Below are 14,456 nucleotides of genomic sequence, written 5' to 3'. Positions count from 1 at the left end.
CCTCTAACTGTTGTTTTTGGCTATTCACTCTTCCACCATGGAAAAAGGCGAACCTGATTCGGCTGCGCTACGCCTGCATCGTTTACATATGGAACGGGAGAATCTGGGCAACGGATAAGTCAGCCGCTCCGGCCCGATAAAACTTTTCTTGCCTGCAAACACGGTGATCTTGCCCGGGCACTGGATCGTGATGTTGCCGCCCTCGATCGTGATGTTGGCGCCGCCCGCCGTCGACAGGCGGATGCTTTTCGCCGCCGCCCAGTCGATGTGCGCGTTGGCGCTGATGACATTGACCTCTTCGCGCGCCTGGACCTTGATCTCGTCGGACTGGGCCTGCACCTCGATGGGCTGGCTGGCCGCCACCAGTTGGACGCCCAGCTCGCCCTCGCCCGGTTTGACGACACCGCCCAGCATGCCGATCGCCTGGCCCGTGTGCAGTCGCCATTGACCGCCGCTGGCGAACTGCGTATCGAGCCCGCTCATCAGTGTTGCCGTTTCGCCGTTGGCCAGTTGCATATCCTGGCCCGCCACCACGCCCAGGCCCGCCTTGGCCGCCACCGCGATGATGGCGTCGCTGCTGTGCGGCAGCTTGTCGTCGGCCGGCGCCGTGGGTTTGCCGGCCGCGTCGGTCCTGGCGGCGTCCACGCTGTCGCGGCTCAGCATGCCGGAGGCACTGGTCAAGAATGCCGACAACGGCGCGGCCTTGGCATCGAGCGTACTGCTGCCGGGCGCCGTCGCCCCCAGGTGCGCCGCATAGGCCACCCCCTGGTGCGTGACGGCCGCCTCGCTGAAAGTCTCGCCCAGCTTGGCCGCCTGTTTGAGCAGCGCCATGCCGGGCGCATTGTCGCCGGCCGGATCGCGCGCCCGCGCGTCGTGGTTGACGAGGTAGCTGGAAATCAGGAGCCCGGCGCCCGCCCGCACCGCGCCATACGCATCGGTGCGCAATTCGGCACCGGCGCCGCGCAGGCTGCCCCGGTAATTGTCGGCGCCATGGATCAGATGCCCCAGGCTCAGCTCGCTGGCCGCATGGCTGCTTTTCAGCTGCACCCGGCCCTGGCTGTCGGTGTCGTCGAACAACAGCTGGTTGTAGCCCGCCGCTCCTCCCGCCTTGCCGAACTCCTTGCTGCGGATGCCCCATTGCGCGCTGGCATTGCGATGCGCCGCGCTGGCGCCAGCGGCGCCATGCCACAGCGGACTGTTGCCGCCCGCCACATTGCCCTGGCCCGCTACCGCGTGATCGTGTGCCGGCTGGAACACGCCGGCGTCGCCAGACTCGCCGCCAACACCGCCCGGGGTCGGTTTGCTTCCGCCCTCGCCCTGGCCGTTGTACAGCGCGCCGATGATGACGGGCCGGTCGATATCGTTTTCCAAAAATTGCACCAGCACTTCCTGGCCGATGCGCGGCAGGAACTGGCTGCCCATGCCGCCGCCGGCCGCGCGCTGCGCCACGCGCACCCAGCAGGTCGCGGCCGTTTCCTGTTGCCAGTGAAAGCGGATGCGCACCCGGCCCAGCCTGTCGCAATAGATTTCATCGGCGCCGCTGGCCGCGTCCTGGCCATCGGCTCCCACGACGATGGCGCTCTGGCTGCCCAGGGCCGTCGGCGTGGCATGCTGGCGCGCATCGTTGCCATTTCGCAGCGGACGCCACGGCGTGCCTGCGCTGATCATCTCGATGCAGTTGGCGTAACCGCTGGCTTGTGCCTGCGCGATCGCGGCGGCGACATCAGGAAAACCGTCGCCCCACTGCGCCACGGTTTCCTCCAGCAATTCCGGTATCGGGCCGAACAGTTCCGCCAATCCCTCTAGTGCCGGCACCGGCAGGTTGTTGACGCCGATGCTGGCCACGCGCAGCACGACATACTCGGGTGCGGCGCCATCGGCGGGCGGCAATGGTCCCTGCGTCAGGGTAAAACGCGTGCCGGCGCGCAGGGTGCGCACGGTCGAGCGCGCCTGCCACAGCTGGGCGCGCGCTTCATGCGCCTGCATCTGCAACTGCGCATAGCGCTGCGCCTGGGCGGCGCTGGCGTACCAGTACTGGCCCGGCGTATCGTAGCTTTCCAGCATCGGCGCATGCTTGCCGCCGAGCACCGTGTTGGTCGGCACGCTGGCGGCCACGGCCTTTTTCGCCTTGTAGTCATAGCTGAGTACGCTGCTCAGGCCCACCTGCAGGCTGCGCCGCGCGCTCAAGGCCTGCACGCTGTCGCCCGGCTCGCCGACGCGGGCGCCATGAAAGCGCAAGCCGCCGCCTTGCGCGCTGCTGGCGTCCTCGGGCGTGGCGCACGCTTGGCTGCTATCGGCAAAGACGATCATGGTCTGACCGTCAAACCGCCAGGCCAGCCCCTCTTCCGTCAGCAGTCGGCGCACGAAATCGTAGTCCGATTCCCGGTACTGGCAGCAATAGCTGCGCTCGCCCGCCTCCTGCATGAATGACGCCACCTCGTCGCTCCAGCGCCACAGCGCGTACGGCGCATACGCCTGCAAGACCTCGTCGACGATGGCGCTCACGCTCCTGTCTTGCCAGACGCGGCTGTTACGCGCCTGGGTCAGCAGCCACAGCCATGGGGTGATGCGCAGCCGGTAGCGCGCCAGGCCGCCATTGCTGCCCAGCGTGGCGGCGGCGCTGATATAGCCGGAAAATGGGGTGCGCGTGCCGTCCGCCAGGCTGACGTGCAGGCTGGCAGGCTGGCCCAGCAGCGACGCCAGCGCCACATGGGCGCTGGTGGACAAGGCGATGATGTCGCGCGCGCCCACCTCCTGCAGCCGTTCGTCGGCGGCAAAGGCTTCGACCAGCAAGCCGCTGTCCTGTCCATCGTCGCCGATGGACAATGCATACAGGCGTGTCGCGCCGTTGAAGGCGGCTACCGCGCTAACGATATCTTGTGTCAAAAGATGCTCTTCATCTGGAGAGTGGCATCGCACATTGCTTATTAAAACAATGTACAAAATAAACAAGTCCAGGCAATTATGCGCGAGTTCTCAAAAAAGCAAGATTCAATTGAGTAAGTAGTGCGCGGGCAAACCAGTAGTCGATGCTTCAGGCAGTGAATTCGGTACAATAGCCCGGCAAGCCCATTCACTCTTTCCCGTGCAGCCATGAACCAACTCGAACAACTGAAGCAATTTACTACCGTGGTGGCCGACACCGGCGACTTCCAATCGATCCAGGCATACACGCCGCGCGATGCGACGACGAATCCGTCGCTGATCCTGAAGGCCGTGCAAAAGGATGAATACAAGCCGCTGCTGGAAAAGGCCGTGCGCGACCATCCGAACGCCTCGACCGCCGAAATCATCGACCGCCTGCTGATCGCCTTTGGCGTGGAAATCCTGCAAACCATCCCCGGCCGCGTCTCGACCGAAGTCGATGCGCGCCTGTCGTTCGACACGGAAGGCACGGTCGCCAAGGGCCGCGACCTGATCGCCCTGTATTCGAATGCCGGCATTCCGCGCGAGCGCGTGCTGATCAAGATCGCCTCCACCTGGGAAGGCATCCGCGCCGCCGCCATCCTGGAAAAGGAAGGCATCCGCTGCAACATGACCCTGCTGTTCTCGCTGGCCCAGGCGATTGCCTGCGCCGAAGCGGGCGCCCAGCTCATTTCGCCGTTCGTCGGCCGCATTTACGACTGGTACAAGAAATCGACGGGCATCGATTACATGGGCGCGGAAGACCCGGGCGTGCAATCGGTCCGCCGCATCTACAACTACTACCGCAAGTTCGGCTACAAGACCGAGGTGATGGGCGCGAGCTTCCGCAACACGTCGCAAATCCTCGAACTGGCCGGCTGCGACCTGCTCACCATCAGCCCCGACCTGCTGCAAAAACTGGCCGACAGCGATGCGCCGGTGGAACGCAAGCTGAGCGCCGAAGCGGCGCCATCGACCAGCATCGTGCAAATGTCGCTGAACGAAGAAGCCTTCCGCTTCATGATGAATGAAGACGCGATGGCGACGGAAAAACTGGCCGAAGGCATCCGCGCCTTCTGCGTCGATTCCGGCAAGCTGAAACAGATGATCGCGGCACTGCGTTAATTCCGGCTCACGAAAAAAAAGCGGCGTCCGTGCATTGCACGGACGCCGCTTTTTTCATGCCCGTGCGATCAGGAGCAGCGGAACGTGGCCACGCCCTGGTAATTGGCGCCATTCGCCAGCTGCGCCTTGTAGGCGGCGATCAGCAGATAGCGGCCGGCGCCGCCGTCGCCCAGCATCAGCTGCGCGCCCGTGCCATTCGACAGGTAGCCGCCGGTGATGCTGCTGGAACCTGGCGAAGCGATGGTCGTCGAAGCCGATACTTTGCCCGTGCTGCCGCCAGCGCTGGCGTCGATGGCCAGCGCTATTTTCGCGCCGGAGGCATCGAAGGACATGCTGGCAGTGCCGCTGGCAGTGCCGAAGTAGCCGCTCGACGAGATGTTCGTACCGCCCGTATAGCTTGGCGCCGTGAACGTGCCGGCATCGCAGGTGAACGTGCCGGTCGCTGGCAATGCGGCGAGCACGTTGTAGGCGACGTAATGCGCGCTGGCATTGTTGCCGGTCAACGTCGTGGCACCAGTACTGTTGCTGAACGAGCCCTTGAACCAGCGTCCCTGCGCAAAAGCCGCGTCGCCGCTGATTTCGCGCGTCACGGACGGGTTGCCCGTCAGCACGATGCTGCCGATATTGCTCAAGGCGCCGGACGTATCCTGGACCAGCAGGCTGGCCTTGCCACTGCTCTGCAAGCCGATAGCCGTAAAGATGAAGCGGCTGTTGTCGCCATTGACGAAACGGGCACTGACGCTACCCGTGTTTTCGCCGGTGGCCGCTGGCACCGTGGGAACGACAGGAACGACAGGAACGACGGGCGCCACCGGATCGGCAGGCTTGGCCGTGTTCACGGCAACCGCCGTATCGGATGGGGAAGAAGAACCGCCACCACCGCAAGCGGCGAGCGAAGCGGCGATCAGGGTCAGAACAAAAGCGTGATTCAGTTGCATACGATTCCAATAAAAAAAGCAAGACATAAGGAATCCTTGGCACATGCCAAAAATTCAACGTCCAATATTATGCAACATTTCTCAAGAGAATGGTTGCCTTAAAGAAATTTATTAATACTAACAATGGGACTATAGCGAGCGCGACTGTGTCGTGGCGCCACGCTGGCGGTAAAATACCTGGCTACAGGCCGCCAACGACTACTCATGCAATCACCGATCACTATCCGCCTGGGCCGCCGCGCCCGGGCGCGCATCGCCGACAACGGGGTGCGCGCCAGCGATATCGCCATCGTCCCTGCCGCCGCAGGCGGGCCGAAAGGCTTGATCCTGCACCAGCTCGATTGCTGGCTGTTCGGCCACTTCCTGCCGCAAGCGCCGCGTCCGCGCCAATTCGTCGGCGCCTCGATCGGCGCCTGGCGCATGGCCGCCGCCGTGTTCCCCGATCCGGTGGCCGCGCAGCGCCGCCTGGTGCGCGAATACGTGGGCCAGCGTTATCCCGACAAACCCGAGGCGGCGCACGTCAGCCGCACCTGCCGCGCCCTGCTCGACGCCGTCCTCGATGGCCAGGATGCGCAGCTGCTGCGGCACGAGCGCCACAGCCTGTCGGTGCTGGCCGTACGCGGCATTGGCGCGCTGGCGCAGCCGGGCAAATGGCGCGACCGGCGCGGCTTCCTGCTGGCGGCCGCCGGCAACGCCGTGGCGCGCGCGCGTCTGGCCGCCTCGCTGGAACGCACCGTGTTCCATGCCGGACCGGACGGCGCCAGCTGGCTGCGTTCGCGCTTCGACGCATTTCATTCCCACTTCGTGCCGCTGGCGCAAGACAACCTGCGCGACGCGCTGCTGGCCTCCGGCTCCATCCCGCTGGTGCTCGACGCGGTCACGGACATCGCCGGCGCGCCCCCCGGGCGCTACTGGGACGGCGGCCTGGTCGACTACCATTTGCACCTGCCCTACCAGCGCGAACCGGACCTCGTGCTGTATCCGCATTTTGCCGACCATATCGTACCGGGCTGGCTGGACAAAGCCATGCCCTGGCGCCGCGCGCGCAGCGGCGATAGCGCACTCGACAACATGATCCTCGTCTCGCCCTCGCCCGCCTTCGTGGCCAGCCTGCCCAATGGAAAACTGCCGGACCGGCGCGACTTCCCCCATTACGGGCAAGACCACGCGGCGCGCATGCGCGACTGGCGCCGCGCCATCGCGGAAAGCGAGCGCATGGCGGCCGCCTTCGCCCGCTGGGCCGAGCAGCCGGACTTGCGCCAGGCGGGCGATCTGTAGCACGGGCGTGGCTGCAACAGACGCCAAAACGAGCGCGCGTTTCGCTCGCCTCTTGGTCACTTCTCAGTGCATACTATGTCGCACAGGCAATTAAATCCCCTCTGCGACAGGAGCTCCAACCATGCACGCCCTCTCCCACCTTCGTATCGGCACGCGCCTGGCTGCAGGCTTCGCGCTGGTGCTGCTGCTGTCCGTGATCTCCACCTCGTACGCGCTGTACAGCGCCCACGTGAATGCCGAAGCGACGCGGCAAATGATGGAAAAACCGCTGGCCAAGGAACGCCTCGTATCGGACTGGTACGTGCTGATCTATTCGGCCATCGCGCGCACCTCGATGATCGCCAAAAGCACGGATGAAACCCTGTCCAGCGTGTTTGCCGACACCATCGCCGACAGCACCAAACAGGGCAGCGAACTGCTGAAGAAAATCGAGGCGCTGCTCGACAGCGACGAAGAAAAAGCCATCTTCAAATCGTCCATCGCCGAGCGCGTCAAGTACCAGGATGCCAAGACCCTGGTGATGAATGCGCGCAAGGCCGGCGACGCGGCGCAGGCGGAAAGCACCTACCGCGACAGCTTCGCGCCGGCCGCCGCCAAATACCAGAACAACGTCAAGGCCCTGCTGTCGCAGCAGCGCCAGGCCATCGACGCCACGGCGCAAGCGATCGAGGCGGCCAACCGGCGCAGCTTCACCCTGCTGCTGACCTTGTGCGTGCTGGTGGTGGCGCTGGGCAGCGTCTGCGCCTGGCTGATCACGCGCTCGATCACGCAGCCGTTGAAGGCCGCCGTGAAAGTGGCGGAAACGGTGGCCGACGGCGACTTGCGCACGCATTTCGGCAAGGCCGCCAGCGATGAAATCGGCGACCTGATGCGCGCGCTGCACGGCATGAACGAGGCGCTGCGCAAGGTGGTGTCGGAAGTGCAGACGGGCACCAACGCGATTGCCACGGCGTCGGGCGAAATCGCCGCCGGCAACCAGGATTTGTCGGCGCGCACGGAGCAGCAGGCCAGCTCGCTGGAAGAGACGGCGTCGTCGATGGAAGAACTGACCAGCACCGTCAAGCAGAATGCGGACAATGCGCGCCAGGCCAACCAGATGGCGGTGGCCGCGTCCGGCGTGGCCGAACGGGGCGGCAGCATCGTCAGCCAGGTGGTCGACACCATGGGCGCCATCGATACGGCATCGACGAAAATCGTCGACATCATCGGCGTCATCGACGGCATCGCCTTCCAGACGAATATCCTGGCCTTGAACGCGGCCGTCGAAGCGGCGCGCGCCGGCGAGCAGGGACGCGGCTTTGCCGTCGTCGCCACGGAAGTGCGCAGCCTGGCGCAGCGCTCGGCCGCGGCGGCGCGCGAAATCAAGACCCTGATCGGCGACTCGGTGGAACAGGTCAACAATGGCACGCGGCTGGTGCAGCAGGCGGGCAGCACCATGGGTGAAGTGGTCGACAGCGTACGCAGGGTGACCGACATCATGGCCGAGATCACCGCCGCCAGTGCCGAACAAAGCCTGGGCATCGACCAGGTCAACCAGGCCATCGCGCAGATGGACCAGGTGACGCAGCAAAATGCGGCCCTGGTGGAAGAAGCGGCGGCCGCGGCCGAAAGCATGCAGGACCAGGCCGCGCGCCTGGCGCAAGTGGCGGCCGGCTTCCAGCTCGAACACGTCGTCGCGGCGGCGCCCGTGCGCGCCGCGCGGCCAGCCAAGGCCGCCATTGCCAGCACGCAAAAACTCGCGCCACGCCAGTCCCAGGCCACGGCCGGCAAGCCGGCAGCACCCAAGGCGGCCGGTGCGGCGGCGCACAAAACGCCATCGCACATCGCCGGCGACGACTGGGAAGAATTTTAAGCCCGGGGGTTCAAGCCCGGTTTTCAAGCACAGTTTCAAGCGCCGTGCCGGCGGCGGCAAGGCGCTTGAAACTATTTGACAGCGGCGCCAGGCGCGCCGATACTGGTTTCAGGTGGGACTGGCGCGCCACCGCGACATGAGACAGCCGGCGCCTCCAGGGAGAGACCATGCGCCCCTATCTTGTTTCCGCCCCTTGCTTCAAGCACCTGGGCGCCGCCCTGCTCTGCTGTGTTTTGGCGGCCTGCAGCGTCGCACCGCCTGCCAGCCTGCCCCCCATCTTCAACGACAGCGATTTCGCCCCGGCCGCCGCCATCGACGCCAGCCAGGTCTTTGCCATCGACGAGCCCATGCGCCAGTATGTGCGCACACAAGTGCGGCGCGAGGCGCGCAACAAGAACGACCGCGCGGCCCTGTATGACGCCCTGTACGACAAGAGCAGGCTGAAACTCGAATACGATGCGGCCATGACGCGCAATGCGCGCGAAACGTTCGCGGCGCGCCAGGGCAACTGCCTGTCGCTGGTGATCATGACGGCGGCGCTGGCGCATGAAATGGGCTTGCAGGTGCGCTACCAAGAGGTGCTCGGTGAAGAAAGCTGGAGCCGCAGCGGCGACATGTATTTTGTCGCCGGCCACGTCAACCTGGTACTGGGCCAGCGGCTGGACGACAAATCCGGCAGGTACGATGCCAAGGGCATGATGGTGATCGATTTCCTGCCGTCCGCGGAGATGGGCAGCTATCGCACGCGGGAACTCGACGAAGCAACCGTGCTCGCCATGTACATGAACAACCGAGCCGCCGAAAGCATGAGCGAAGGCCAGCTGGACCAGGCGTATTGGTGGGCCCGGGCAGCGCTGCTGCAGGACCCCTCGTTCACCGGCGCCTACAACACCCTGGGCGTGGTCCAGTTCCGCCATGGCAACCTGGCGCAAGCGCGGCGCACGTTCGCCCATGCGCTGACGCGCGCGCCGGACAACACGGTGCTGCTGTCGAACCTGGCGCAGGCGCTGGAAGCGTCCGGCCTGCAGAATGAAGCGCTGCCGCTGCGCCGGCGCCTGCTGGCGCTGCAGCCGCAGCCGCCTTTCCACTACTTCAACCTGGGCAAGGCGGCCATGCAGCAAAACGATTACGTGCGGGCGATACAGCTGTTTTCACGTGAAATCGCGCGCGACCCGTACTACCACGAGTTCCACTTCTGGCTGGCGCAAGCCTATGCGCGCCTGGGCCAGCTGGAGCAGGCCGGCAAGCAGCTGGAACTGGCGATGAGCAGCAGCACCACGCGCGGCGACCACACGCTCTATGCGGCCAAGCTGCAGCGCCTGCGCGCCGTCACCACGCATTAATCTTCCAGGAACATCTGCTGCAGATCGTTCAGGAAGCACAATCCCCGTTCCGTCGGGCGGATGACCTGGTGGTCGCGGTACAGCAAGCCTTTCGCTTCGGCCGCATTGAGCGGCTGCTCGATGGCGTTGAGAGCCAGGCCCGTGCGCTCGGCGAACAGGTTTGGCGCAAAACCCTGCGTCAGGCGCAGGGTATTGAGCATGAATTCAAAACCCATTTCCTCGCGCGCCAGTTCGCGCTCTTCCTGCACCGGGTTGCCGGCCAGTACCGCATCCATGTAGGCGCGCGGCTGCTTGTAGCGGGCCTGGCGCAGCACGCGGTGCGGGAACGATATCTTCGAATGCGCGCCAGCGCCGATACCCAGGTAGTCGCCGAATTCCCAGTAATTGCGGTTGTGCTTTGCCTGGCGGCCCGGCTGCGCATAGGCCGACACTTCATAGCGGCCGTAGCCCGCCTGCGCCGCGCGCGCGGCCACCATGTCGGCAATGTCGGCACTCTCGTCGTCGTCCGGCAGCACGGGCGGATACTTGGCGAACAAGGTGTTCGGCTCCAGCGTCAGGTGGTACAGCGACAGGTGCGGCGGCGCGAACGACAGCGCCGTTTCCAGGTCCTGCCGCGCCTCGTCCAGCGTCTGCGTGGGCAGCGCGTACATCAGGTCGAGATTGAAATTGTCGAAATTGGCGTGCGCGATCTCCACCGCGCGGCGCGCCTCGTTGTCGTCGTGGATGCGGCCCAGCGCCTGCAAATGGCGGCCATTGAAGCTCTGGATGCCGATCGACAGGCGGTTGATGCCGCTGGCCCGGTAGGACTTGAATTTTTCCGCTTCAAAGGTGCCCGGATTGGCTTCCATGGTGATTTCGCAATCGGGCTCCAGTGGCAGCAGGGTGCGCACATCCGACATCAGCCGGTCCAGGCCCGCCGCCGACATCAGGCTGGGCGTGCCGCCGCCGATGAAAATCGTGTGGATCTTGCGGCCCCAGATCAGCGGCAGCGCCATTTCCAGGTCCAGCCGCAGGGCCGCCAGGTATTCGGCTTCCGGCAAGTCGCCGCGCACCTCGTGCGAATTGAAGTCGCAATACGGGCATTTTTTCACGCACCACGGGAAATGGATGTACAGCGACAGCGGCGGCAGGGCCGTCAGGTTCAGCGCGCCCGGCTGCAGGTATTTCAGGGCCGCCCCGGCCGCGCCGGAAATGCCTTCCTGCGGCGCGGGAGCGGCGCCGGGCTTGGCTGCCGACTTGGCAACGGCGCCCACCAGTTTGATCGGGATCATCGCAGCTTTTCCACCAGCGCGCGCAGGGCCTGGCCACGGTGCGACAGCGCGTTCTTTTCATCGGACGTCAGTTCGGCCGCGCACTTGCCCAGCGCGGGAAGGAAGAAATGCGGATCGTAGCCGAAGCCGCCGTTACCGCGCGGCGTGGCGATCATCTCGCCATTCCAGCGGCCGTCGGCGATCACCGGCTGCGGGTCGTCCGCATGGCGCACGTACACCAGCACGCAGTAGTAATACGCGGATTTGTCGGCATGCGCCTCGAGGTCGGCGATCAGCTTGGCGCTATTGGCCGCGTCCGACTTCGGCTCGCCCGCATAGCGCGCCGAGTACACGCCCGGCGCGCCGCCGAGCGCATTGACGCACACGCCGGAATCGTCGGCCAGCGCCGGCAAGCCCGTCAGGCGCGACGCGTGGCGTGCCTTCTGCAGAGCGTTTTCAACGAAGGTGTGGAACGGCTCGTCGCTTTCCGGGACGTCATACTCGCCCTGGGCGTGGACGGAAAAACCGATGGTCGAAAGCAGCTCGTTGAATTCCTTGAGCTTGCCGGCGTTGTTGGAGGCGAGGATGAGGCGTTGAGTCATGTCAGTAGTCCGGTTGAAGTGCCGACATTGTAAACCTTTTGCGCTCCCCTCACCTTGGCCCACCGCCGCGCTCAACGGCGGCAAAAGCGGGCTTGTTGCCCGGCGCGGCGGGCGGCGATGTGTAAATCTGTGTAAAGATTAAATGCCGAGGGCTTGCTTCTGCATGGCGATCAGATCGGCGATGCCGCCCTGTGCCAGGTCCAGCAAGCGGTTCATGCCGGCGCGGTCGAAAGCGGCGCCTTCTGCCGTGCCCTGCACTTCGATGAAGTGGCCCGCTTCCGTCATCACCACGTTCATGTCCGTGTCGCAGCCCGAGTCTTCCACGTAGTCGAGGTCCAGCACCGGCATGCCCTGGTAGACGCCCACCGAGATGGCGGCGACAAAGCTTTTCACGGGAATGGCGGTGATCGCGCCGCGTGCCTGCAACTGGGCAAACGCGTCATACGCGGCCACCATGGCGCCCGTGATCGAGGCCGTGCGCGTGCCGCCGTCGGCCTGGATCACGTCGCAATCGAGGTGCAGGGTGCGTTCGCCGAATGCCTGCAAATCGAAGGCGGCGCGCAGCGAGCGGCCGATCAGGCGCTGGATTTCCTGCGTCCGGCCCGACTGCTTGCCGCGCGCCGCTTCGCGGTCCATGCGCGTGTGCGTCGAGCGGGGCAGCATGCCGTACTCGGCCGTCAACCAGCCCTGGCCCTTGCCCTTCAGGAAGCCCGGCACCTTGTCTTCGATGCTGGCGGTGCAGATGACCTTGGTGTCGCCGCACTCGATCAGCACCGAGCCTTCGGCATGCTTGGTGTACTGGCGGGTGATGCGGATGGCGCGCAGCGCATCGACGGCGCGGCCGCTCGGGCGGGATTCGAATGTCATGGGGATGTCCTGTGTGATTGGGGTTGCGGCAGCGATTCTACCACCGCGCGCCCGTCTATTTGCGGCCATGCAACAGCGCAAGGCGCAATGGCGGGCGGCGCACACATGATCCATACAATCCTGCCCCGCCAAACACAATTTTCTTTACAATGCCGTAAAACGCACACTATTCAGCAATTTCCAGGCCATCGAGCACTTCGGTCCTGTTTTGCGGCGCGGGCGGTATTGCCTGCGCTGGCTGATTAAGTGTATAAGTGACTGTATACAAGACCAAATCGGGGAATCCTTTGAGCATTTCAAGCATGACAGGCTACGCGGTTGCCACCAGCGAAGGTGCTGCAGGCACACTGACAATTGAAATCAAGAGCGTCAACTCGCGCTTTCTCGACCTGCAATTCCGGATCAACGACGATCTGCGGGCTCTGGAGCCTGATTTGCGCGCCGCCGTCATGTCCGCCATCACGCGCGGCAAAGTCGAGGTACGCCTGAGCTTTGGCCGCAAGGCCGCGACGGCCGGCACGCAGGCGCTGAACCTGCCCCTGCTGACCGAACTGGCGCGCCTGCAAAACGAAGTGGGCCAGCATTTTGTCTCCGCGCCCGTCATGACGGTGGCCGAACTGCTGCGCTGGCCTGGCGTCATCGAAGAAGCGCAAGTGGGACAGGAATCCTTGCAGGCGGACGTGGGCGCGCTGACCAAGCGCACCGTGGCCGCTTTCGTCGACAGCCGCAAGCGCGAAGGCGCGGCGCTCGAAGCCGTGCTCGTGTCGCGCATCGAAGCGATGGAAGCCATCGTCAAGCGCATCACGCCATTGATACCGCAAGTGGTGGCGGCCTTCCAGCAAAAAGCCATCGAGCGCATGCAGGACGCGCTGGGTCTGGCCAGCCAGGGTTCGAATTCGGCCCTGTCGCGCCAGGACGCCATGGAGCGCATCCGCCAGGAAGTGATCTTGTACGGCATCCGCATCGACGTATCGGAAGAACTGGCGCGCCTGTCGGCCCACCTGGGCGAAACGCGCCACATCCTCACCAAGGGCGGGCAAGTGGGCAAGCGCCTCGACTTCATGATGCAGGAACTGAACCGCGAAGCCAATACCCTGGGCGCCAAGGCGTCCGTCAAGGAACTGGCCGACGCCTCGATGGACTTGAAGCTGCTGATCGAGCAGATGCGCGAACAGGTGCAGAACCTGGAATAAGGGCCAGCCTGGCCAGGCATCCTCCATGCCGGCCGCTTTGGGACTGGCTCGCCGCCTTGCCTCTTGGTAAAATAGCGGATTGGGCGCCGCTTGCGCGAGCACCGGCGCCAACAACACGATTATTGAAAGATCCGCATGAGCCACCCTACCGCCTTCTCCGGCAGCCTGTTCGTGGTTGCCGCGCCATCGGGCGCCGGCAAATCGACACTGGTCAATGCATTGCTGGCGCAAGAGCCCGGCATCAAATTGTCGATCTCAACCACCACGCGCGCGCCCCGTCCGGGCGAGCAGCATGGCCGCGAGTACTATTTCACGACGGCGGAAGACTTTGTCGCGCGCGCCGACCAGGGCGAGTTCCTGGAATGGGCGGAAGTGCATGGCAATTACTACGGCACCTCGCGCATCATGGTGGAACAGCAAATGGCCGCCGGCACCGACATCCTGCTGGAAATCGACTGGCAGGGCGCGCGCCAGGTGCGCAAGCAATTCCCCCGCGCGGCCGGCATTTTCATCCTGCCGCCGTCGATCGATGCGCTGGAAGAACGCTTGAACAAGCGCGGCCAGGACGAGCCGCACGTGATCACGCGCCGCCTGCTGGCGGCCGGCGGCGAAATCGCACACGCTCCCGAGTTCGAGTATGTTATTATCAATGAAGAGTTTACGGTCGCTTTGTCCGAACTGAGCGCGATCGTGAGAGCGGCCCGTTGCCGGTTTGCGCAACAAGCGGCCCGCAACGCATCGCTATTCGCCCAGCTGGGCCTGCACGCAGAATAATCGTCTCTGCACGCCAGTTCACACAGCACCACGCACACAAATTTAGGAGTTACTATGGCCCGTATCACAATCGAAGATTGCCTGAAGCAGATCCCTAACCGTTTCCAGCTGACCCTGGCTGCGACCTATCGCGCACGCCAGTTGTTGCAAGGCCACACCCCGAAGGTGGAAGCCAAGGACAAGCCTACCGTTGTCGCACTGCGTGAAATCGCTGCCGGTAAAGTCGGCATCGAAATGCTGAAAAAGGTCCCGATGTAATTGGGAACCCGCGTGCCGGAACAGTGCTGACCCCTGGTTCTACCGTATCCTTTATTCACACTGTGAAGCAAC

At 64.5% G+C, this 14,456-nt stretch carries 12 protein-coding genes; 7 read left to right on the top strand and 5 right to left on the bottom strand.

Annotation, left to right across the window (positions count from 1 at the left end):
- Window positions 1-24: 24 nt before the first annotated feature.
- Complete coding sequence (locus SKZ59_RS04730) at window positions 25-2,886, bottom strand: type VI secretion system Vgr family protein (RefSeq protein ID WP_319990954.1); 2,862 nt, start codon at window positions 2,884-2,886, stop codon at window positions 25-27.
- 207 nt (window positions 2,887-3,093) lie between these two features.
- On the opposite strand from SKZ59_RS04730, the gene tal reads away from it, so the two are divergent.
- Window positions 3,094-4,029, top strand: coding sequence for a transaldolase (gene tal / locus SKZ59_RS04725; RefSeq protein WP_319990953.1), 936 nt, complete (start codon window positions 3,094-3,096; stop codon window positions 4,027-4,029).
- Between the two features lie 68 nt (window positions 4,030-4,097).
- On the opposite strand, the gene SKZ59_RS04720 is transcribed toward tal, so the two are convergent.
- Window positions 4,098-4,967 (bottom strand): hypothetical protein, encoded by an 870-nt coding sequence (locus tag SKZ59_RS04720; protein WP_319990952.1) that lies wholly within the window; start codon window positions 4,965-4,967, stop codon window positions 4,098-4,100.
- Window positions 4,968-5,171: 204 nt separating this feature from the next.
- Here SKZ59_RS04720 and SKZ59_RS04715 point away from each other — a divergent pair, with 204 nt between their 5' ends.
- From SKZ59_RS04715 to SKZ59_RS04705, 3 genes are all read left to right on the top strand, one after another.
- On the top strand, window positions 5,172-6,245 hold the full coding sequence (locus tag SKZ59_RS04715) for a patatin-like phospholipase family protein (protein ID WP_319990951.1): 1,074 nt from the start codon (window positions 5,172-5,174) through the stop codon (window positions 6,243-6,245).
- A gap of 121 nt (window positions 6,246-6,366) precedes the next feature.
- Complete coding sequence (locus SKZ59_RS04710) at window positions 6,367-8,097, top strand: methyl-accepting chemotaxis protein (protein WP_072455348.1); 1,731 nt, start codon at window positions 6,367-6,369, stop codon at window positions 8,095-8,097.
- 167 nt (window positions 8,098-8,264) lie between these two features.
- Window positions 8,265-9,440 carry a tetratricopeptide repeat protein gene (locus tag SKZ59_RS04705; protein ID WP_319990950.1) on the top strand — a complete coding sequence of 392 codons (1,176 nt, stop codon included), beginning with the start codon at window positions 8,265-8,267 and terminating at the stop codon, window positions 9,438-9,440.
- Here SKZ59_RS04705 and hemW read toward each other — a convergent pair.
- The 3 genes from hemW to rph form a co-directional block, all read right to left on the bottom strand.
- Window positions 9,437-10,711: a radical SAM family heme chaperone HemW gene (hemW, locus tag SKZ59_RS04700; RefSeq protein ID WP_034753981.1), complete on the bottom strand. Its 1,275-nt coding sequence runs from the start codon at window positions 10,709-10,711 to the stop codon at window positions 9,437-9,439. The genes SKZ59_RS04705 and hemW overlap by 4 nt on opposite strands.
- Window positions 10,708-11,292: an RdgB/HAM1 family non-canonical purine NTP pyrophosphatase gene (gene rdgB / locus SKZ59_RS04695; RefSeq protein ID WP_034753983.1), complete on the bottom strand. Its 585-nt coding sequence runs from the start codon at window positions 11,290-11,292 to the stop codon at window positions 10,708-10,710. Before rdgB ends, hemW begins: the two co-directional genes overlap by 4 nt.
- A 138-nt stretch (window positions 11,293-11,430) precedes the next feature.
- Window positions 11,431-12,159, bottom strand: a complete 729-nt coding sequence (gene rph, locus SKZ59_RS04690; RefSeq protein ID WP_034753984.1) for a ribonuclease PH — start codon at window positions 12,157-12,159, stop codon at window positions 11,431-11,433.
- Between the two features lie 302 nt (window positions 12,160-12,461).
- Here rph and SKZ59_RS04685 point away from each other — a divergent pair, with 302 nt between their 5' ends.
- From SKZ59_RS04685 to rpoZ, 3 genes are all read left to right on the top strand, one after another.
- On the top strand, window positions 12,462-13,352 hold the full coding sequence (locus SKZ59_RS04685) for a YicC/YloC family endoribonuclease (protein WP_034753986.1): 891 nt from the start codon (window positions 12,462-12,464) through the stop codon (window positions 13,350-13,352).
- Between the two features lie 135 nt (window positions 13,353-13,487).
- A complete protein-coding gene (gmk, locus tag SKZ59_RS04680) occupies window positions 13,488-14,126 on the top strand; it encodes a guanylate kinase (protein WP_080753685.1) in 639 nt (212 codons plus the stop codon).
- Window positions 14,127-14,180: 54 nt separating this feature from the next.
- Entirely contained in the window at window positions 14,181-14,384 is a 204-nt protein-coding gene (gene rpoZ, locus SKZ59_RS04675) for a DNA-directed RNA polymerase subunit omega (RefSeq protein WP_010400723.1), read from the top strand.
- The last annotated feature ends 72 nt before the right edge of the window (window positions 14,385-14,456 follow it).

The sequence above is a fragment of the Janthinobacterium sp. GMG2 genome (genome assembly GCF_033949445.1).
Classification (GTDB): Bacteria; Pseudomonadota; Gammaproteobacteria; order Burkholderiales; family Burkholderiaceae_D; genus Janthinobacterium; species Janthinobacterium aestuarii.
This window is presented reverse-complemented; position numbering and strand designations above follow the sequence as displayed.